Source organism: Trebonia sp. (genome assembly GCF_030042015.1).
Taxonomy (GTDB): domain Bacteria; phylum Actinomycetota; class Actinomycetes; order Streptosporangiales; family Streptosporangiaceae; genus Trebonia.
The window spans coordinates 1-19,300 of sequence record NZ_JASIAL010000163.1 but is presented as its reverse complement, the minus strand read 5'-3'; the positions used below and the strand labels follow the sequence as shown (position 1 = coordinate 19,300).

The window sequence follows — 19,300 nt, the reverse complement described above, 5'->3', positions numbered from 1 at the left end:
ACCGCGGCCGGGCCGGGCGCGACGCCGAGCGCCACGTTGGAGGACGGGCAGACCTCCAGGGTCACGCCCGTGGCGGCGAGCCGCTTGACGACCTCGGGGTCCTCGACCGAGCGGACGCCGTGCCCGATCCTGTCGGCGTGCAGCCGGTCCAGCGTGGCGCTGACGCTGGCCGCGCCGACCAGCTCTCCTGCGTGCGGGACAAGCAGCAGGCCGGCCCGCTCCGCGATCCGGAATGCCCGCTCGAAGTCCTCCGCGGGCCCGCGTCGCTCGTCGTTGGACAGCCCGAAGCCGACGACGCCGCGCCCGGCGAACTGCGCCGCGAGCCGGGCGAGCGTGCGGGCATCGAGCGGGTGCCTGGTCCGGTTCGCCGCGATGATGATCGCGATCCCGACGCCGGTCGCCTGCGCGGCGGTGGCGGCCGCGTCAAGCAGCAGTTCGGTGAACGCGGTGATGCCGTCGAACCGGGCCGCGTAGCCGGACGGGTCCGCCTGCAGCTCCAGCCAGCCCGAGCCTTCGGCGCGCTCGTCCTCCGCGGTCTCCCTGACGAGGCGGTACACGTCCTCGGGCGTGCGCAGCACCGAGCGGGCCAGGTCGTACAGCCGCTGGAACCTGAACCACCCGCGCTCGTCGGCGGCACTCAGCTGAGGCGGCCATTCCTCGGTGAGCGCGGGCGGCAGGGCGACTCCGCGCGCCTGCGCGAGCTCGACCATCGTCGAGTGACGCATCGCCCCGGTCAGGTGCAGGTGCAGGTGCGCCTTGGGGAGCGCCGACAAATCGTGCGCCATCCCGCAATTCTCCCCGACGATACGGGCCGCCTGGACGTGAGCTCACGATCCGCCAGCACCCCTGCGGCAAGTGCGCCGTCAAGGCGCAGCCGGTGGGTCCGGGGGTCCCCCCCGGACGAGCAGCGATCCGCAAGCGCCCCGTGCGGCAAGTGCGCCGTCAAGGCGCAGCCGGGGGGTCCGGGGGGTCGTCCCCCCGGGATTGACTAGCGAGCCCCGGCGAGCAGCTTGCCTATCCGGCCGACGCCTTCTTCCAGGTCAGCGTCGCCCAGGGCGTAGGAGAGCCGGAAGTATCCTGGCGTGCCGAACGCCTCGCCGGGCACGACGGCGACCTCGACCTCGTCCAGGATGAGAGTGGCCAGCTCGGACGAGGTCTGCGGCCGCGTGCCCGCGATCTCCTTGCCGAGCACCCCGTTGACGCTTGGGTAGGCGTAGAACGCGCCGAGCGGTTCGGGGCACACGACGCCAGGAATCTCGTTGAGCATCCGGACCATCGTCTTCCTGCGCCGGTCGAACGCCTCTTTCATGACCGCCACCGCGGACAGGTCACCGGACACCGCGGCAAGCGCCGCCGCCTGCGACACGTTCGCGACGTTCGACGTCGCATGGCTCTGCAGGTTGGTCGCGGCCTTGATCACGTCCTTGGGGCCGATCATCCAGCCGACCCGCCAGCCGGTCATTGCGTACGTCTTCGCCACGCCGTTGAGCACCACGCAGCGGTCGGCGATTTCCGGCGTCAGCACCGGGATCGAGGAGAACGTCGCGTCACCGTAGACGAGGTGCTCGTAGATCTCGTCGGTGACCACCCAGATTCCCTTGGCGGACGCCCACTCGCCGATCGCCTTAACCTGCTCCGGCGGGTACACGGCACCCGTCGGGTTCGATGGTGAGACGAAGACGAGCAGCTTCGTCCGCGCGGTGCAGGCCGCGTCAAGCGCCGCTACCGAGGCCAGGTAGCCGCTGCTCTCGTCGGTGTATACCGGCACCGGCACGCCGCCGGCCAGTGCGATCGCCTCCGGGTAAGTGGTCCAGTACGGCGCCGGGAGCAGCGCCTCATCCCCGTCGTCGAGCAGTGTGGCGAACGTCTGGTACACCGCATGCTTGCCGCCGTTGGTGACCAGCACCTGGTCCGCGGTCACGACGAGGCCGGAGTCGCGGGCGGTCTTGTCGGCGATGGCCTGGCGCAGTTCGGGCAGGCCGGCGGCCGGGGTGTACTTGTGGAACCTGGGTTCCGCCGCCGCCTTCTGCGCGGCCTCGACGATGTAGCCGGGCGTCGGGAAGTCCGGCTCGCCGGCGCCGAACCCGATGACCGGCCGGCCGGCCGCCTTCAGCGCCTTGGCTTTCGCGTCAACGGCCAGGGTGGCGGACTCGGAGATGGCCGACACCCGGGCCGATATTCTCGTGGTTGGCATGCACCCATCGTGTCACCTACGGCCGGACGACCTCCAACTGGTTTCGTGATCTGGCGGCTCTGCTGCGTTGGTTCGACGGAAGGGGCGCGTTCGACGTACACTCTGGTGATTGCAAACCGGAGGGCAGTAGCTCAATTGGTAGAGTCCCGGTCTCCAAAACCGGCGGTTGGGGGTTCGAGTCCCTCCTGCCCTGCCAGTGCAGACCGGCAGGACCTGTTAGGTCCGGCTGGCCGGCGCGTGGAGATCCGTTCAGCGCAGTACAGGTGAGGACATGGCGACCCAGACGCGAGGCCAGAGCGCGGAGCGACGGAGTGGGGCCGGGCGTGCCGCGAAGCGGGACCGGATCACTCCCGCCCTGTTCACCAGGCAGGTCGCTGCGGAACTCCGGAAGGTGATCTGGCCGACCCGCCATGAGCTCATTACCTACACGGCGGTCGCGCTCGTGTTCGTGATCATCATGAGCGCCATAGTCTTGGGCCTGGACACCGCGTTCACCAAGCTGATATTCGCGGTCTTCGGCTGACGCCGGATCGCGGACGCCCCGCGGTCGCTTCGCGCCGCGCACACAGCGTGGGACGATGACTACGGGGTCTCTCGCCGGGCGAGTGGCCGAGCGAGCGCTGGCCCAGCGAGCACAGAAGAGAGTGAGTGACCGTGTCCGATTCCCAACTGCACACCGACGATTACGCGGCGACCGGCGCAGCGGGTGGGGAGGCAGCCGACGTGACCGACGACGACTCCGGCTTCGCTGAGGAGGTCGCCCAGGACGAGGCTGCCCTTGGGGCAGGGCCGGCTCCCGCCGAGGAGCCCGACGCCCTGGCCGAGTTCATGCGTGAGCTGCGCATGCAGCCCGGCGACTGGTACGTGGTGCACTCGTACGCCGGATACGAGAACCGGGTGAAGACCAACCTGGAAAGCCGGATCATGTCGCTCAACATGGAGGACTACATCTTCCAGATCGAGGTTCCCACCCACCAGGTGACCGAGATCAAGAGCGGCAAGAAGCAGACGGTCAACGAGAAGGTGCTGCCCGGATACATCCTGGTCCGGATGGACCTCACGGACGAGTCCTGGGCCGTGGTCAGGAACACCCCGGGCGTCACGGGGTTCGTCGGCCTGTCCAGCCGTCCGTCGCCGCTGCCGCTCAGCGAGGTCGCCGCGCTGCTCGCCCCGGCCCCGGCGGAGGCGGCGGGAGCGCAGGCGGCGACCGCCAAGAAGTCGGCGCCGGAATATGAAGTCGGCGAATCGGTTACCGTTATGGATGGCCCGTTCGCGACGCTTCCCGCGACCGTGAACGAGGTCAACCCGGTCACGCAGAAGCTCAAGGTGCTCGTGTCGATCTTCGGCAGGGAGACGCCTGTCGAGCTCTCATTCGACCAGGTCTCCAAGATCTGAGAGGAATGCCACACTCATGCCGCCAAGAAGGAAGAAGCTCGCTGCCATCGTCAAGGTGCAGCTGCCGGCCGGCGCGGCCACCCCGGCCCCGCCCGTCGGTACCGCGCTGGGCCCGCACGGCGTCAACATCATGGAGTTCGTGAAGCAGTACAACGCTGCGACCGAATCCCAGCGAGGCAACATTATCCCGGTCGAGATCTCCATCTTCGAGGACCGGTCGTTCACGTTCATCACCAAGACGCCGCCCGCGCCCGAGCTGATCAAGAAGGCCGCCGGCGTCGACAAGGGCAGCAAGGAGCCGCACAGGACCAAGGTCGGCTCGCTGACCGCGGCGCAGCTGCGGCAGATCGCAGAGACCAAGATGCCCGACCTGAACGCGACCACGATCGAGGCCGCCGAGAAGATCATCGCGGGAACCGCCCGCTCGATGGGCATTAAGATCGAGGGCTGACGTCCTCCCCTCACAATCTCCAATACGTAGGTGGCAGGGCCTGGCGCGGGCCCAGACGACCACGACTTCCATTCCAGGGAGAGCACTATGAAGCGCAGCAAGGCATATCTGAACGCGGCGGAGAAGGTTGACCGCACGCGGCTGTACAGCCCGGCGGATGCGATGGAGCTCGCCAAGGCGACCCAGGTGACGAAGTTCGACCCGACTGTTGAGGTGAACCTCCGGCTCGGCGTGGACCCGCGCAAGCAGGACCAGATGGTCCGCGGCACCGTCAATCTGCCGAACGGCACGGGGAAGACCGCCCGTGTGCTCGTGTTCGCCACCGGCGACCGTGCCGAGGAGGCATCCGCCGCTGGCGCCGACTACGTTGGCTCGGACGACCTGATCGAGCGCATCCAGGGCGGGTTCCTCGACTTCGACGCGGTGGTTGCCACGCCGGACCTGATGGGCAAGGTCGGCCGCCTCGGCCGGGTGCTCGGCCCGCGTGGCCTGATGCCGAACCCGAAGACCGGGACCGTCACCGCTGACGTGGGCCGCGCGGTGACCGAGATCAAGGGCGGCAAGATCGAGTTCCGCACCGACCGGCACGGCAACCTGCACTTCGTGGTCGGCAAGGCGTCGTTCGACAAGAGGGCGCTGCTGCAGAATTACGCGGTCGCGCTCGATGAGGTGATCCGGCTCAAGCCGGCCGCCGCGAAGGGCCGTTACCTGAAGAAGGTCACGTTCACCACCACGATGGGGCCCGGCATCCCGGTCGACCCGAGCAAGACCCGCGGCTTCATCGAGGAAGCCGAGCCGGCCGCCTAGCCTGCGCGGGCGCGATTTGGCCGCGCGGAATACAGCACGTAGAATCTGCTACGCCGAAGACCGCTGGATGCGCAGCCTGATGGCTGCGCCGAAGGTTCCGGCGGGGGCCAGTGCCCCCGTGGACGGACATCCCGCGCAGGTGACCGTGAGCCTCAGCCGCCGCGGGCATGCCCGTCTTTGACGGGCGAGCCAGGCGCGGCAAACGCCCCGGGCGCCCTGCGCCCGGGGCGTTCGTGTCTTCGGGGACCGACATGACAGGCGCGACCCCTTCGGGGGTTCCAGGGGGTCGCCCCCCTGGGCCAGCACAGGGAAAGGAGGCTCATGGCAAACGCCGAGAAGACCGCGGCGGTCGAAGAGCTCACCGGCAGGTTCCGGGAGTCGAGCGGTGCGGTGCTTACCGAGTACCGCGGGCTGACTGTGGCCCAGCTGTCGCAGCTGCGCGGTTCGCTCAAGGGCAACGCCACGTTCGCGGTGGTGAAGAACACGCTCACCAAGATCGCGGTTCAGGAAGCCGGGCTGGGTGACCAGCTCGCACCGATGCTGTCGGGGCCGTCCGCTATCGCGTTCGTCGACGGGGACGTCGCGCAGGCGGCCAAGGGCCTGCTGGACTTCGCCAGGGCGAACCCGCTGCTCGTGATCAAAGGCGGCGTGCTCGACGGCAAGGCGCTCACCGCGGCAGAGGTCGGCAAGCTGGCCGACCTTGAGCCGCGCGAGGTGCTGCTGGCCAAGCTGGCCGGGGCGATGAAGGCGTCCATGGCGAGCGCCGCGGCGACGTTCAACGCGCTGCCCACCCAGCTGGCGCTGCTGGCCGACGCGCTGCGCGCCAAGCTCGAGGCCGGCGCGCCCGCCCCCGCCGCGGACACGCCCGACACGCCCGAGGCGCCGGATACGCCCGACACGCCCGACACGCAGACACAGACCCAGGACTAAGGAACGAAGGGAAACGATCATGGCGAAGCTCAGCAGCGCCGAACTGCTTGACGCGTTCAAGGAGATGACCCTCCTTGAACTGTCCGAGTTCGTGAAGGCTTTTGAGGAGACGTTCGACGTCAAGGCCGCCGCTCCGGTCGCGGTCGCCGCCGCTCCGGCGGCCGGCGGCGCTGGCGGCGCCGCGGCCGAGGAGGTCGAGGAGCAGGACGAGTTTGACGTCATTCTCGAGGCCGCCGGCGAGAAGAAGATCCAGGTCATCAAGGAGGTGCGGTCGCTGACCAGCCTGGGCTTGAAGGAGGCCAAGGACCTGGTGGACGGCGCGCCGAAGACCGTGCTTGAGAAGGTCAACAAGGACGCCGCGGACAAGGCGAGGGCCGCCCTCGAGGGCGCCGGCGCCAAGGTAACGGTCAAGTAGCCGCAGGTTCCGCATCAACCGCGGCGGCGCCGCCCGGACCCCAATCCTCCGGGCGGCGCCGTCGGCTTCCCCCCGGGCACCGGCTGCCAGGCCGGCTCCGGCTGCTTGCGAGCGCATCCGCCGGACCTCTGCCCCCGCGGCGGGAATAACGTTCATACCCGGCATCGTTGTGCCTTACACATCCGCATGCGTGTGGCATCGATCACGCGGCTAACCCTCCCGAACCGTGGCGTTTCGGCTTGACGTTTCGCCTCCGACGGGGGATGCTGACGAGCAAGGTGAACCACATTTTGGCGTACCGTTGACAGGCAGTGCAGTCATTGGCTACACTGGCCATTTGCGCTGCACTCTAACGTCCTCGGTCTCTCTGTCGCCTCTCTGGGGTTTCTGCCGCGGGGCGTTTTGCGTGCGTGCGGTGATAGTTCCGCGACAAGTTCGGAAGGACCCCTGTTGGCAGCATCGCGCAGCGCCTCCGCCACGAATCTTGGTCCCCGCCGCGTGTCCTTCGCGCGGATCAGCGAGCCCCTGAAGGTTCCCGATCTACTCGCCCTGCAGACTGAGTCGTTCGACTGGCTGCTCGGCAACGACAAGTGGAAGGCACGTATCCAGGCCGCCAAGGAGGCGGGACGTAAGGACGTGCCCGAGCAGTCGGGCCTCGAAGAGATCTTCGAAGAGATCAGCCCGATCGAGGATTTCTCCGGAACGATGTCCCTGTCGTTCCGCGACCACCGGTTCGAGCCGCCCAAGTACTCCGCCGAGGAGTGCAAGGACAAGGACATGACGTACTCCGCGCCGATGTTCGTGACGGCGGAGTTCATCAACAACACGACCGGTGAGATCAAGAGCCAGACAGTCTTCATGGGCGACTTCCCGCTCATGTCCTCCAAGGGCACGTTCATCATCAACGGCACCGAGCGCGTGGTGGTCAGCCAGCTTGTGCGCTCGCCTGGCGTGTACTTCGACCGCCAGGTCGACAAGACCAGCGACAAGGACATCTACTCGTGCAAGGTGATCCCGAGCAGGGGCGCCTGGCTCGAGTTCGAGATCGACAAGCGCGACAGCGTGGGCGTGCGCATCGACCGCAAGCGCAAGCAGAGCGTCACGGTCCTGCTGAAGGCGCTTGGCTGGGATGACGCCCGGATCCTCGAGCGGTTCGGCGACTACGAGTCGATGCGGGCAACCCTGGAGAAGGACCACACGGCCGGCCAGGACGACGCGCTGCTTGACATCTACCGCAAGCTGCGTCCCGGCGAGCCGCCGACGCGCGAGTCCGCGCAGGCGCTGCTCGACAACCTGTACTTCAACCCCAAGCGGTATGACCTGGCCAAGGTCGGCCGCTACAAGGTCAACAGGAAGCTGGGCCTTGAGCTGCCGATCCGGCAGGGCACGCTGACCGAGGACGACATCGTCTCCACGATCGAGTACCTGGTCCGGCTGCACGCCGGCGAGGAGGAGCTCGCCCTCGCCGACCGCACCATCCCGCTCGAGACCGACGACATCGACCACTTCGGCAACCGGCGGCTGCGCACCGTCGGCGAGCTCATCCAGAACCAGGTGCGGCTTGGCCTGGCCCGGATGGAGCGCGTGGTCCGCGAGCGGATGACGACCCAGGACGTCGAGGCGATCACGCCGCAGACCCTGATCAACATCCGCCCGGTGGTCGCGTCGATCAAGGAGTTCTTCGGCACGAGCCAGCTGTCCCAGTTCATGGACCAGACCAACCCGCTGGCCGGCCTCACCCACAAGCGGCGCCTGTCCGCGCTCGGCCCCGGCGGCCTGAGCCGCGAGCGGGCCGGGTTCGAGGTCCGTGACGTGCACCCCAGCCACTACGGCCGGATGTGCCCGATCGAGACGCCGGAAGGCCCGAACATCGGCCTGATCGGCTCGCTCTCGTCCTACGCGCGGGTCAACGCGTTCGGCTTCGTGGAGACGCCGTACCGCAAGGTGGTCAATGGGCGGGTCACCGACCACATCGACTACCTCACCGCGGACGAGGAAGACCGGCACGTCATCGCCCAGGCGAACACGCCGATCAAGGCCGACGGCGCCTTCGCGACCAGCCGGGTGCTCGTACGGCGCAAGGGCGGCGAGGTCGACCAGATCCCGCCGGACGAAGTCGACTACATGGACGTGTCCGCGCGCCAGATGGTGTCCGTGGCCACCGCCATGATCCCGTTCCTTGAGCACGACGACGCGAACCGGGCCCTGATGGGCTCGAACATGCAGCGGCAGAGCGTTCCGCTGCTGCGCAGCGAGGCGCCGCTCGTCGGCACAGGCATGGAGTACCGGGCCGCGACCGACGCCGGCGACGTCATCCTCGCGGAAAAGCCGGGCGTGGTCGAGGAGTCGTGCGCGGACTACGTCACCGTGATGAACGACGACGGCACCCGCACCACCTACCACGTGCAGAAGTTCCGCCGGTCCAACCAGGGCACCTGCTTCAACCAGAAGCCCATCGTCGACGAGGGCCATCGGGTCGAGGAAGGGCAGGTGCTCGCCGACGGCCCCTGCACCGACAAGGGCGAGATGGCGCTTGGCAAGAACCTGCTCGTCGCGTTCATGCCATGGGAAGGCCACAACTACGAGGACGCGATCATCCTGTCCCAGCGCCTGGTTCAGGACGACGTGCTGAGCTCCATTCACATCGAGGAGCACGAGGTCGACGCGCGGGACACCAAGCTCGGCCCTGAGGAGATCACCAGGGACATCCCCAACGTCTCCGACGAGGTGCTCGCCGACCTCGACGAGCGCGGCATCATCCGGATCGGCGCTGAGGTCGTCAACGGCGACATCCTGGTCGGCAAGGTGACCCCGAAGGGCGAGACCGAGCTGACCCCGGAGGAGCGCCTGCTGCGCGCCATCTTCGGCGAGAAGGCGCGGGAGGTCCGCGACACGAGCCTGAAGGTGCCGCACGGCGAGGAGGGCAAGGTCATCGGCGTCCGGGTGTTCACCCGCGAGGACGGCGACGAGCTCCCGCCGGGCGTCAACCAGCTGGTCCGCGTGTACGTGGCCCAGAAGCGCAAGATCACCGACGGCGACAAGCTGGCGGGCCGGCACGGCAACAAGGGCGTCATCTCCAAGATCCTGCCGGTCGAGGACATGCCGTTCCTGGCCGACGGCACTCCTGTGGACATCGTGCTCAACCCGCTCGGCGTCCCCGGCCGCATGAACGTCGGCCAGGTCCTCGAGACGCACCTCGGCTGGGTGGCCAAGGCCGGCTGGCAGGTCGGCGGCGGGGAAGAGGAGTGGAAGCAGCGGCTGCGCGGCATCGGCGCCGACTCAAGCGGGCCGGGCACCAACGTCGCCACTCCCGTCTTCGACGGCGCGCGCGAGGAGGAGATCACCGGCCTGCTCGGCTCCACGCTGCCGAACCGCGACGGCGACCAGATGATCGGCTCGACCGGCAAGACGACGCTGTTCGACGGACGGACCGGCGAGCCGTTCAAGGACCTCGTCTCTGTCGGCTACATCTACATCCTCAAGCTGCTGCACCTGGTGGACGACAAGATCCACGCCCGCAGCACCGGCCCGTACTCGATGATCACCCAGCAGCCGCTGGGCGGCAAGGCGCAGTTCGGCGGGCAGCGGTTCGGCGAGATGGAGGTGTGGGCCCTTGAGGCCTACGGCGCCGCCTACGCGCTGCAGGAGCTGCTGACCATCAAGTCCGACGACGTGCTCGGCCGCGTGAAGGTGTACGAGGCGATCGTCAAGGGCGAGAACGTCCCAGAACCAGGCATACCGGAAAGTTTCAAGGTGCTGATCAAGGAGATGCAGTCGCTCTGCCTCAACGTGGAGGTGCTCTCGAGCGACGGCGCAGCCATCGAGATGCGCGACACCGACGAGGACGTCTTCCGTGCGGCGGAAGAACTCGGCATCGACCTGTCGCGGCGTGAGCCGAGCAGCGTCGAAGAGGTCTGACCTAAGGGGGAACCAACAACAGTGCTAGACGTCAACTTCTTCGACGACCTCCGCATCGGTCTGGCCACCGCCGAGGACATCAGGCAGTGGTCGCACGGCGAGGTAAAGAAGCCGGAAACCATCAACTACCGCACGCTCAAGCCGGAAAAGGACGGGCTGTTCTGCGAGAAGATCTTCGGCCCGACCCGTGACTGGGAGTGCTACTGCGGCAAGTACAAGCGGGTCCGGTTCAAGGGCATCATCTGCGAGCGCTGCGGCGTGGAGGTCACCCGCGCCAAGGTGCGCCGCGAGCGGATGGGCCACATCGAGCTGGCCGCCCCGGTCACGCACATCTGGTACTTCAAGGGCGTGCCGAGCCGCCTCGGCTACCTGCTCGACCTGGCGCCGAAGGACCTGGAGAAGGTCATCTACTTCGCGGCCTACATGATCACCTACGTCGACGACGAGGCGCGCCAAAGGGACCTGCCGTCCCTTGAGGCGCGGATCACGGTCGAGCGGACCCAGCTCGAGCAGCGCAGGGACAACGACATCGAGACCAGGCAGAAGAAGCTCGAGGCCGACCTGGCCGAGCTCGAGGCGTCCGGCGCCAAGGGCGACGCCCGCCGCAAGGTCCGCGAGTCGGCCGACCGCGAGATGAAGCAGATCCGCGACCGGGCCGCCAAGGAGATCGACAGGATCGACGAGGTGTGGTCGCGGTTCAAGGGCCTGAAGGTCCAGGACCTGGAGGGCGATGAGCTGCTCTACCGCGAGATGCGGGACCGGTTCGGCCGGTACTTCCGCGGCGGCATGGGCGCCCAGGCCATCCAGGACCGGCTTGCCACCTTCGACCTGGAGGCCGAGGCCGCGGACCTGCGGGAGACCATCCGCATAGGCAAGGGGCAGAAGAAGGCCCGCGCGCTGAAGCGGCTCAAGGTCGTCTCCGCGTTCCTGAACACCCGCAACAGCCCGATGGGCATGGTGCTCGACTGCATCCCGGTGATCCCGCCGGACCTGCGGCCGATGGTCCAGCTGGACGGCGGCCGGTTCGCGACCAGTGACCTGAACGACCTGTACCGCCGGGTCATCAACAGGAACAACCGGCTGAAGAGGCTGCTCGACCTCGGCGCGCCCGAGATCATCGTGAACAACGAGAAGCGGATGCTGCAGGAGGCCGTGGACAGCCTGTTCGACAACGGCCGCCGCGGCCGCCCGGTCACCGGGCCTGGCAACCGTCCCCTGAAGTCCCTGAGCGACATGCTCAAGGGCAAGCAGGGCCGGTTCCGCCAGAACCTGCTCGGCAAGCGGGTGGACTACTCGGGCCGCTCGGTGATCGTCGTCGGCCCGCAGCTGAAGCTGCACCAGTGCGGCCTGCCCAAGCAGATGGCGCTCGAGCTGTTCAAGCCGTTCGTGATGAAGCGCCTGGTCGACCTGAACCACGCGCAGAACATCAAGTCCGCCAAGCGGATGGTGGAGCGGGCCCGCCCTGTGGTGTGGGACGTGCTCGAGGAGGTCATCACCGAGCACCCCGTGCTGCTGAACCGGGCGCCGACGCTGCACCGCCTCGGCATCCAGGCCTTCGAGCCGCAGCTGGTCGAGGGCAAGGCGATCCAGATCCACCCGCTGGTCTGTACGGCGTTCAACGCGGACTTCGACGGCGACCAGATGGCCGTGCACCTGCCGCTGAGCGCGGAGGCGCAGGCCGAGGCCCGGATCCTGATGCTGTCCACGAACAACATCCTCAAGCCTGCCGACGGCAAGCCGGTGACCATGCCCACCCAGGACATGGTGATCGGGCTGTTCTGCCTGACCAGGCAGGACGAGGGCGTGATCGGCGAGGGGCGCGCGTTCTCGAGCCTGGCCGAGGCGCTGATGGCCTACGACAGGAGCGAGCTGGAACTGCAGGCGAAGATCAGCGTCCGGCTGGAGAACATCGTGCCGTCGGTGGGAGACGAGCTCCCCGAGGACTGGCACGCCGGGGACCGGCTGCGGCTGGAGACCACGCTCGGCCGGTGCATCTTCAACGAGGCGCTGCCGGACGACTTCCCGTTCGTCAATTACGAGGTGGGCAAGAAGCAGCTCACCGGCATCGTCAACGCGCTCGCCGAGCGGTACCCGAAGGTCCAGGTCGCCCAGGCGCTTGACAACCTGAAGGACGCCGGCTTCCACTGGGCGACCCGCGCGGGCGTGACGATCGGGATCGAGGACGTGGTCGCGCCGCCGAACAAGGCCCAGATCCTGGAGAACTACGAGCGCCGCGCCGACAAGGTGCAGCGTGAGTACGAGCGCGGCCTGATCACCGACGACGAGCGCCGTCAGGAGCTCATCGAGATCTGGACGCACGCGACCGCCGAGGTCGCCCAGGACATGGAGAACGCGTTCCCGGCCACCAACCCGGTGTGGATGATGGTCAACTCCGGCGCCCGCGGTAACCCGATGCAGGTCCGGCAGATCGCCGGCATGCGCGGCCTGGTGTCGAACCCGAAGGGCGAGACGATCCCCCGGCCGATCAAGTCGAGCTTCCGCGAGGGCCTGACCGTGCTGGAGTACTTCATCTCCACCCACGGTGCCCGCAAGGGGCTTGCCGACACCGCGCTGCGCACCGCCGACTCCGGGTACCTGACCCGGCGCCTGGTGGACGTGGCGCAGGACGTCATCGTCCGCGAGGAGGACTGCGGCACGGACCGCCGGTTCGTGATGCAGATCGCCGAGCGGGGCGCCGACGGCCGCCTGCACAAGCTGCCGAACATCGAGAACACCGGCACCGGGCGCACGTTCGCCGAGGACGTCGAGGTGGACGGCACCGTCCTGGCCAAGGTCGGTGACGACACCACCGAGTCGCTGATCGACCGCCTGGTCGAGGCGGGCGTCGAGGCGGTCCGGGTGCACAACGTCCTGGTCTGCGAGGCGAAGATCGGCGTCTGCGCCAAGTGCTACGGCCGTTCGCTGGCCTCCGGCAAGCGGGTGGACGTGGGCGAGGCGGTCGGCATCGTCGCGGCGCAGTCGATCGGCGAGCCCGGCACCCAGCTGACGATGCGCACGTTCCACACCGGCGGTGTGGCGGGCGCGGACATCACGCACGGCCTGCCGCGTATCCAGGAGCTGTTCGAGGCCCGTATCCCCAAGGGCATGGCCCCGATCAGCGAGGTCGAGGGCCGGGTCAAGGTCGAGGAGACGGAGAAGACCAGGAAGATCATCGTCGTCCCTGACGACGGTGCAGAAGAGGTCGCCTACCAGGTCCCGATGCGGTCCCGGCTGCTCGTGACCGACGGCGGGCACGTGGCCGTGGGCCAGCAGCTCATCGCCGGCGCCGTGAACCCGCACGAGGTGCTGCGCATCCTCGGCTCGCGCGCGGTCCAGCAGCACCTGGTGCACGAGGTGCAGGAGGTGTACCGCTCCCAGGGCGTGTCGATCCACGACAAGCACATCGAGATCATCATCCGCCAGATGCTCAAGCGGGTGAACGTCCTGGAGTCCGGCGACACCGAACTGCTCCCCGGCGAGCTGGTGGAGCGGCCGCGGTTCGAGGAGATCAACCGTGCCGTGGTAAACGACGGCGGCACCCCGGCCTCCGGCCGCGCGACGCTCATGGGTATCACCAAGGCGTCGCTGGCCACCGAGTCGTGGCTGTCGGCGGCCTCCTTCCAGGAGACGACGCGGGTGCTCACCGACGCGGCGATCCACGCCAAGTCGGACTCGCTGCTCGGCCTGAAGGAGAACGTGATCATCGGCAAGCTGATCCCGGCCGGCACCGGCATGCAGGTGTACAGGAACATCCGGGTCGAGCCCACCGACGACGCGCGCACCTCTGCCTACCCGGCGGCGGCCTACCAGGAGGCGGAGACCTACGCCTTCGGGCAGGGCTCGGGTGAGGCGGTGCCGCTCGAGGAGTACGACTTCGGCTCCTACAACCGGTAGCCAACGGCGAAGAAGGGGGATGGCTGGCGGCCGGCTCCATGCTGGCCCGCCGGTCATCCCTTTTCTCATCCCGAACGAGGGGTGGATTCTCTGCTGCCCCGGGGGGACGACCCCCCGGACCCCCCGGCTGCGCCTTGACGGCGCACTTGCCGCTGGGGAGGCTGCGGTCTGTTGCCTGCCGGGGGTAAGGGGGCGACCCCCCGGACCTCCGGCTGCGCCTTGACGGAGCACCTGCTCCGGGCCGCCCCGCCTGATGGCGCCGAGCCTTCCAGACAGGGACGAGGCGGGACGGGCGGCCAACATAGAGCTCGCAGATAAACAACACGCGGACTCTGGCCACCCGCGCCACCAGGGCCTGTCCCCGCGGGCAACCCCGGTCCCCCCGGTGCCACCGTCCCCGCATCGCCCGGCCCCGGCACCGCCGACCAGGCAAACGAGAAAGACCCGCCCCCGCGGAGCCGCCGGTTTTTGCTGCGGCTGGCCGTCTCGGGTGCGCCGCGGGTGGCACCGATCCGGATGATTTGCCTGGATTGAGGCAGTTGGCCTGGCCGGGGCCCGGGCGGCTGTCCGGTGGCGGTCTCAGATAGTGGGACGGTACCGGGAACTTAGGACCCGGGCCGCAGCTTTATTGCCCGTTTTATACCGATTTCCGGATGCCGCTCGGGTCCTATCTTGACAGCGTCCGCGGACCGCGCCCGGTATGGGTGGTTTGTCCGCCGGCAGGCCGGGCGGCTTAAGTCCCTGGCATTGCAAGTCCATTGGTGGCGTGGCCCCGCCGCCAATAGCCGCCGGGACCTTACCGGCCCGGAGCGGTCCCCGACCTGGCAGTGGGGGTGCGGGCTGCGGGGAGGGCCTTCGGGCAAGTCCTATGTCGCCGGCAGGCCGGGAATCGGGGCAGCGAAGACGGCCAGGGAGCGCAGGCGGCCCGCTTCTTCGGTGACTAGCGCGACTAGAGCGCCATCTGGGGCGAAGGCTGCCAGCGGGGTTTTCGGGGTTGCGACGGAGGAGGCCGTCGCGGGGGGGACGGCGGCGCAGGGCGTGGCCGAGGGTGTGCCGGCGGGCGCTATCGGGGCGGGCACCGGGATGCGGGCGCCGTTGGCCAGGCGGCGGGCGTCGTCCGCAGTCAGGTCGACCCGCGGGAAGGTCGCCGCGGCGGCTTCGGCCAGGGGAGTCACGACGAATCGTTCGGACAATTGAGCCAAGGTCCGGGCCTGTGCGATCGTGTAGGCCCCGACCGAAGTACGGCGCAAGGCCGTCAGGTGCCCCCCTGTGCCAAGCGCGCCGCCGAGGTCGCGGGCGAGCGCGCGGATGTAGGTGCCGCTCGAGCAGCGGATCGTCGCGTCCACGTCGAGGCAGTCGCCGGCCGGGCGCACGCCGGTGATCGCGAACGCGTAGACGGTCACCGGGCGGGGCGGCAGTTCCGGCGCGGCGCCGGCCCTGGTCAGCTTGTACGCGCGCGTGCCGCCGACCTTGATCGCGCTCACGCGCGGCGGGACCTGGGAGATCTCTCCGGTCAGCGCGGCCACCCCGGCGTCGAGCGCCGCTCGCGGAAGGCCGGCCGCGGGCGTGCCGCCGGCGGGCTCCCCCTCGGCGTCGTCGGTGGTGGTCGACTGGCCGAGCCGGATGGTCGCCGCGTACTCCTTCCGCGACAGCGACAGGTACCCGAGCAGCCGCGTCGCCTTCTCCACCCCGACGACCAGGACGCCGGTCGCCATCGGGTCGAGCGTGCCCGCGTGACCGACGCGGCGGGTCCCGGCCAGCCTGCGGACCCGGGCCACCACGTCGTGTGAGGTCATGCCGCCGGGCTTGTCGACGACGACGATGCCGTCCGGCGGGGCGACCGCCGTGGATCTGGATCGCCCGGCGCCGCCGTCAGTGGTCACGCCTGCCGCTCGTCCTCGCCGGCCCGGTCGTCGCCGGCATCCGCCGCGGCCCCGTCCCCGTCCCCGTCGTCGTCCCAGTCGTCCTCGGTGGCCGGCTTACGGTAGGGGTCCGGGTCGCCTGCCCACTGCGCGCCCTCGCGGGTGCGGGCGAGTTCGGCGTCGGCCTGCCGCGCGGCCGCCACCAGGTCGTCGATCCGGCGCGCGCTGTCAGGGAGCACGTCGGCGACGAACTCGAGCGACGGCGTGTGCCGCAGCCCGATCTGCCGCCCGACCTCCGAGCGGATGACACCGGTGGCACTGCGCAGCGCCTGCGCGGTTTCGGCCTGCTCTTCAGGCGAGCCGTACACCGTGTAGTAGACCGTCGCCTCCCGCAGGTCGCTGGTCAGCCGCGCCTCGGTGACGGTGACGAAACCCAGCCGCGGGTCCTTGATCCGGCGCTCAAGCATCTGGGCGACGATCTTGCTGATCCGCTCGGCGAGACGACGCGTGTGGGCGGCGTCCATGGTCGGTCACTCCTCTTCGGTAAACAGCCGCTGCCTCGCCGACAGCAGCTCGATCTCCGGCCGCGCCGCGACCAGGCGCTCGCACTCGTCGAGCACCGCGGTGGCGTTGCCCGCGGTGGCGGACACCACCGCCACCCCGATTTCAGCACGCCGGTGCAGGTCGAGATGACCTGTTTCGGCGACCGCGACGCCGGGGTACCGGCGCCGCAGTTCCGCGACGAGCGGCCGGACGACGGCCCGCTTCTGCTTCAGCGAGCGGACGTCGCCAAGCAGCACGTCCATCGTCAGCGCCGCTATGTACGAGGCTTCTCCCGCATCTCGAAGGTCTCGATGACGTCCTCGATCCTGATGTCGTTGTAGCCGACGCCGATGCCGCACTCGTAGCCCTCGCGGACCTCGGTCACGTCGTCCTTGAACCGGCGCAGCGACTCGACCGTGAGGTGGTCGGAGATCACCACGCTGTCCCGGATCAGCCGCGCCTTGCTGTTGCGGTGAATCGTGCCGGAGCGGACGATGCAGCCGGCGATGTTGCCGACCCGCGGCACACGGAAGACCTCGCGGACTTCGGCGGTACCGAGCTGGACCTCCTCGAACTCAGGCTTGAGCATGCCCTTGAGCGCGGCCTCGACCTCCTCGATCGCCTGGTAGATGATCGAGTAGTAGCGGATGTCCACGCCCTCGCGCTGTGCGAGCTCACCCGCCCGGCCGGCCGGCCGGACGTTGAAGCCGATGATCACGGCGTCGGACGCGATGGCCAGGTTCACGTCGTCCTGCGTGATCGCGCCGACCCCGCGGCCGATGACCCGCAGGCTGACTTCCTCGCCGACGTCGATCTTCAGCAGCGCGTCCTCCAGGGCTTCCACCGAGCCGGACACGTCGCCCTTGATGATCAGCAGCAGTTCCTCGCGCTCGCCGGCCTTGAGCGCCGACTCCAGGTCCTCGAGCGTGACCCTTCTGCGGCGCTGGGCGAACTGGGCGGTCCGCTCGCGCGCCTCGCGGCGCTCGGCGATCTGCCTGGCCACCCGGTCGTCGGAGACGACGAGGAAGTTGTCGCCGGCGTCGGGGACCGCGGTGAGGCCGAGCACCTGCACCGGCCGGGACGGCAGCGCCTCGGTCAGCTGGCTGCCGTTCTCGTCGAGCATGGCCCGGACCCGGCCGTAGGCGTCGCCAGCCACGATCGAGTCGCCGATGTGCAGCGTGCCGCGCTGCACGAGCATGGTGGCCACCGGGCCGCGGCCCTTGTCGAGCTGCGCCTCGATCACCACGCCCTGCGCGTCCTGGTCCGGGTTGGCGCGCAGGTCGAGCGCGGCGTCCGCGGTGAGGATGATCGCCTCGAGCAGCGCGTCGATGCCGATCAGCTTCGTGGCGGACACGTCCACGAACTGCGTGTCGCCGCCGAACTCCTCGGCGACCAGCCCGTACTCGGTCAGCTGCGCCCGCACCCGCTGCGGGTCGGCGCCCTCCTTGTCGATCTTGTTGACCGCCACGACGATCGGCACGCCGGCCGCCTGCGCGTGGTTCAGCGCCTCGGTGGTCTGCGGCTTCACGCCGTCATCCGCCGCCACGACGAGCACCACCAGGTCGGTGGTCTCTGCGCCGCGGGCACGCATGGCGGTGAACGCCTCGTGGCCGGGGGTGTCGATGAACGTGATCTTCCGCTCGTCGCCGTCGACCTCGGTCGTCACCTGGTAGGCGCCGATGTGCTGGGTGATGCCGCCAGCCTCGCGCGCGACCACGTTCGTGTGCCTGATGGCGTCGAGCAGCTTGGTCTTGCCATGGTCGACGTGACCCATGACCGTGACCACCGGCGGGCGCGGCCGCAGGTCGGCCTCGTCGCCCTCGTCCTCGCCGAACTCGATGTCGAACGACTCGAGCAGCTCGCGGTCTTCCTCCTCGGGCGAGACGACCTGGACGTTGTAGTTCAGCTCGGCACCGAGCAGCTGGAGCGTCTCGTCGTTCACCGACTGGGTGGCCGTGACCATCTCGCCGAGGTGGAACAGCACCTGCACAAGGCTCGCCGGGTTCGCGCCGATCTTGTCGGCGAAGTCGCTCAGGCTTGCCCCGCGGCTGAGCCGGATGACCTGGCCGCTGCCGCGCGGGACCTGCACGCCGCCGATCGTCGGGGCCTGCATGTTGTCGAACTCTTGCCGCCGCTGCTTCTTCGACTTACGGCCGCGGCTCGGCTTGCCGCCCGGGCGTCCGAACGCGCCAGCCGTACCGCCGCCTGCCCTGCCCCTGCCGCCTGGCCGCGCCGGCGCACCGCCGCCACCGCCGGTGGCGCCGCCGGCGGGACCACCGCCGGAGCGCGGGCCGGCGCCGCCGCCGGGACGCGGACCGGCGCCGGTCGTCCGGCCGCCGCCAGGACGCGGACCCGCGCCGGCCCCCGGGCCGCCAGGCCTGGGACCACGGGCGCCTGGGCCGCCGCCGACGCCCGCCCGGCCGCCGGGACCGCCGGGACCGCCGGAGCCACCAGGGCCCATGGGGCGGGACGGCATGTTCATCGGGCTCGGTCGCGGGCCGCCGGGACGCGGGCCGCCCGGACGCGGACCGCCGTCACCTCCGAAGCCAGCACCGGCAGGGCCGGCCGGCAGACCCGGCCGGCCTGGGCCACGGCCGCCGGGACGGCCCGCCCCGGGGCCGGACGCGCCGGGCATGCCGGGGCGCGGACCGCGGTCGCCGCGGTCACCGCGGTCGACGCGGTCCCTGTCGCGGTCGCGGTCGGGGCGGTCGGCACCGAAGCCGGGGCGCGCGGGCGGGGTGGCACCCATGCCGGTCGCCGTCGAGCTGAACGGGTTGTTACCAGGCCGCGGACCCGGACGCTGGCCGCGCTGCCCGGGAGCGACCGGCCGGGGAGCACCCGGGCGCGGCGCGCCTGGACGGGCGGCGCCCGGTGCACCGTACGTGCCGCTC

General features: G+C 69.6%; 14 protein-coding genes and 1 tRNA gene. 9 read left to right on the top strand and 6 right to left on the bottom strand.

The annotated features are described in order from the left end of the window. Together add and Q1N79_RS08250 are read right to left on the bottom strand one after the other, a co-directional pair. The coding region (gene add / locus Q1N79_RS08255) for an adenosine deaminase (RefSeq protein WP_300606231.1) at nucleotides 1-785 on the bottom strand (785 nt) is incomplete at its 3' end. 203 nt (nucleotides 786-988) lie between these two features. Further along, nucleotides 989-2,194, bottom strand: coding sequence for a pyridoxal phosphate-dependent aminotransferase (locus Q1N79_RS08250; RefSeq protein WP_300606228.1), 1,206 nt, complete (start codon nucleotides 2,192-2,194; stop codon nucleotides 989-991). 120 nt (nucleotides 2,195-2,314) lie between these two features. Here Q1N79_RS08250 and Q1N79_RS08245 point away from each other — a divergent pair. The 9 genes from Q1N79_RS08245 (at nucleotide 2,315) to Q1N79_RS08205 (ending at nucleotide 14,004) form a co-directional block, all read left to right on the top strand. Next, nucleotides 2,315-2,390 (top strand) — tRNA-Trp (locus Q1N79_RS08245). 75 nt (nucleotides 2,391-2,465) lie between these two features. Next, nucleotides 2,466-2,717 (top strand): preprotein translocase subunit SecE, encoded by a 252-nt coding sequence (gene secE, locus Q1N79_RS08240; protein WP_300606225.1) that lies wholly within the window; start codon nucleotides 2,466-2,468, stop codon nucleotides 2,715-2,717. Between the two features lie 125 nt (nucleotides 2,718-2,842). Continuing rightward, nucleotides 2,843-3,589 (top strand): transcription termination/antitermination protein NusG, encoded by a 747-nt coding sequence (gene nusG / locus Q1N79_RS08235; protein ID WP_300606223.1) that lies wholly within the window; start codon nucleotides 2,843-2,845, stop codon nucleotides 3,587-3,589. A 16-nt stretch (nucleotides 3,590-3,605) separates the two neighbouring features. After that, nucleotides 3,606-4,040, top strand: coding sequence for a 50S ribosomal protein L11 (gene rplK, locus Q1N79_RS08230; protein WP_300606220.1), 435 nt, complete (start codon nucleotides 3,606-3,608; stop codon nucleotides 4,038-4,040). 87 nt (nucleotides 4,041-4,127) lie between these two features. Then, nucleotides 4,128-4,847, top strand: a complete 720-nt coding sequence (rplA, locus tag Q1N79_RS08225; RefSeq protein ID WP_300606217.1) for a 50S ribosomal protein L1 — start codon at nucleotides 4,128-4,130, stop codon at nucleotides 4,845-4,847. 321 nt (nucleotides 4,848-5,168) lie between these two features. Further along, on the top strand, nucleotides 5,169-5,777 hold the full coding sequence (gene rplJ, locus Q1N79_RS08220) for a 50S ribosomal protein L10 (protein ID WP_300606214.1): 609 nt from the start codon (nucleotides 5,169-5,171) through the stop codon (nucleotides 5,775-5,777). 19 nt (nucleotides 5,778-5,796) lie between these two features. After that, the gene (gene rplL / locus Q1N79_RS08215; protein ID WP_300606212.1) at nucleotides 5,797-6,192 is read left to right on the top strand and encodes a 50S ribosomal protein L7/L12; all 396 of its coding nucleotides are present in this window, start codon (nucleotides 5,797-5,799) and stop codon (nucleotides 6,190-6,192) included. A 450-nt stretch (nucleotides 6,193-6,642) separates the two neighbouring features. Further along, on the top strand, nucleotides 6,643-10,110 hold the full coding sequence (gene rpoB, locus Q1N79_RS08210) for a DNA-directed RNA polymerase subunit beta (protein WP_300606210.1): 3,468 nt from the start codon (nucleotides 6,643-6,645) through the stop codon (nucleotides 10,108-10,110). Between the two features lie 21 nt (nucleotides 10,111-10,131). Then, nucleotides 10,132-14,004 carry a DNA-directed RNA polymerase subunit beta' gene (locus Q1N79_RS08205; protein WP_300606207.1) on the top strand — a complete coding sequence of 1,291 codons (3,873 nt, stop codon included), beginning with the start codon at nucleotides 10,132-10,134 and terminating at the stop codon, nucleotides 14,002-14,004. A gap of 866 nt (nucleotides 14,005-14,870) precedes the next feature. Here Q1N79_RS08205 and truB read toward each other — a convergent pair. The 4 genes from truB to infB form a co-directional block, all read right to left on the bottom strand. Continuing rightward, entirely contained in the window at nucleotides 14,871-15,887 is a 1,017-nt protein-coding gene (gene truB, locus Q1N79_RS08200) for a tRNA pseudouridine(55) synthase TruB (RefSeq protein ID WP_300606204.1), read from the bottom strand. Further along, nucleotides 15,884-16,390, bottom strand: coding sequence for a 30S ribosome-binding factor RbfA (rbfA, locus tag Q1N79_RS08195; RefSeq protein ID WP_300606201.1), 507 nt, complete (start codon nucleotides 16,388-16,390; stop codon nucleotides 15,884-15,886). The genes truB and rbfA overlap by 4 nt, the downstream gene beginning before the upstream one ends. Before the next feature lie 6 nt (nucleotides 16,391-16,396). Next, complete coding sequence (locus tag Q1N79_RS08190; protein ID WP_300606198.1) at nucleotides 16,397-16,672, bottom strand: DUF503 domain-containing protein; 276 nt, start codon at nucleotides 16,670-16,672, stop codon at nucleotides 16,397-16,399. 11 nt (nucleotides 16,673-16,683) lie between these two features. Next, nucleotides 16,684-19,300 (bottom strand): translation initiation factor IF-2 (gene infB, locus Q1N79_RS08185; RefSeq protein ID WP_300606195.1); only part of this gene is annotated, 2,617 nt, incomplete at its 5' end.

Coding starts and splice junctions, on each gene's coding strand:
- Q1N79_RS08250 (WP_300606228.1), bottom strand. CDS start 2,194: ATGCCAACCACGAGAATATCGGCCCGGGTGTCGGCCATCTCCGAGTCC.
- secE (WP_300606225.1), top strand. CDS start 2,466: ATGGCGACCCAGACGCGAGGCCAGAGCGCGGAGCGACGGAGTGGGGCC.
- rplK (WP_300606220.1), top strand. CDS start 3,606: ATGCCGCCAAGAAGGAAGAAGCTCGCTGCCATCGTCAAGGTGCAGCTG.
- rplA (WP_300606217.1), top strand. CDS start 4,128: ATGAAGCGCAGCAAGGCATATCTGAACGCGGCGGAGAAGGTTGACCGC.
- rplJ (WP_300606214.1), top strand. CDS start 5,169: ATGGCAAACGCCGAGAAGACCGCGGCGGTCGAAGAGCTCACCGGCAGG.
- rplL (WP_300606212.1), top strand. CDS start 5,797: ATGGCGAAGCTCAGCAGCGCCGAACTGCTTGACGCGTTCAAGGAGATG.
- rbfA (WP_300606201.1), bottom strand. CDS start 16,390: ATGGACGCCGCCCACACGCGTCGTCTCGCCGAGCGGATCAGCAAGATC.
- Q1N79_RS08190 (WP_300606198.1), bottom strand. CDS start 16,672: ATGGACGTGCTGCTTGGCGACGTCCGCTCGCTGAAGCAGAAGCGGGCC.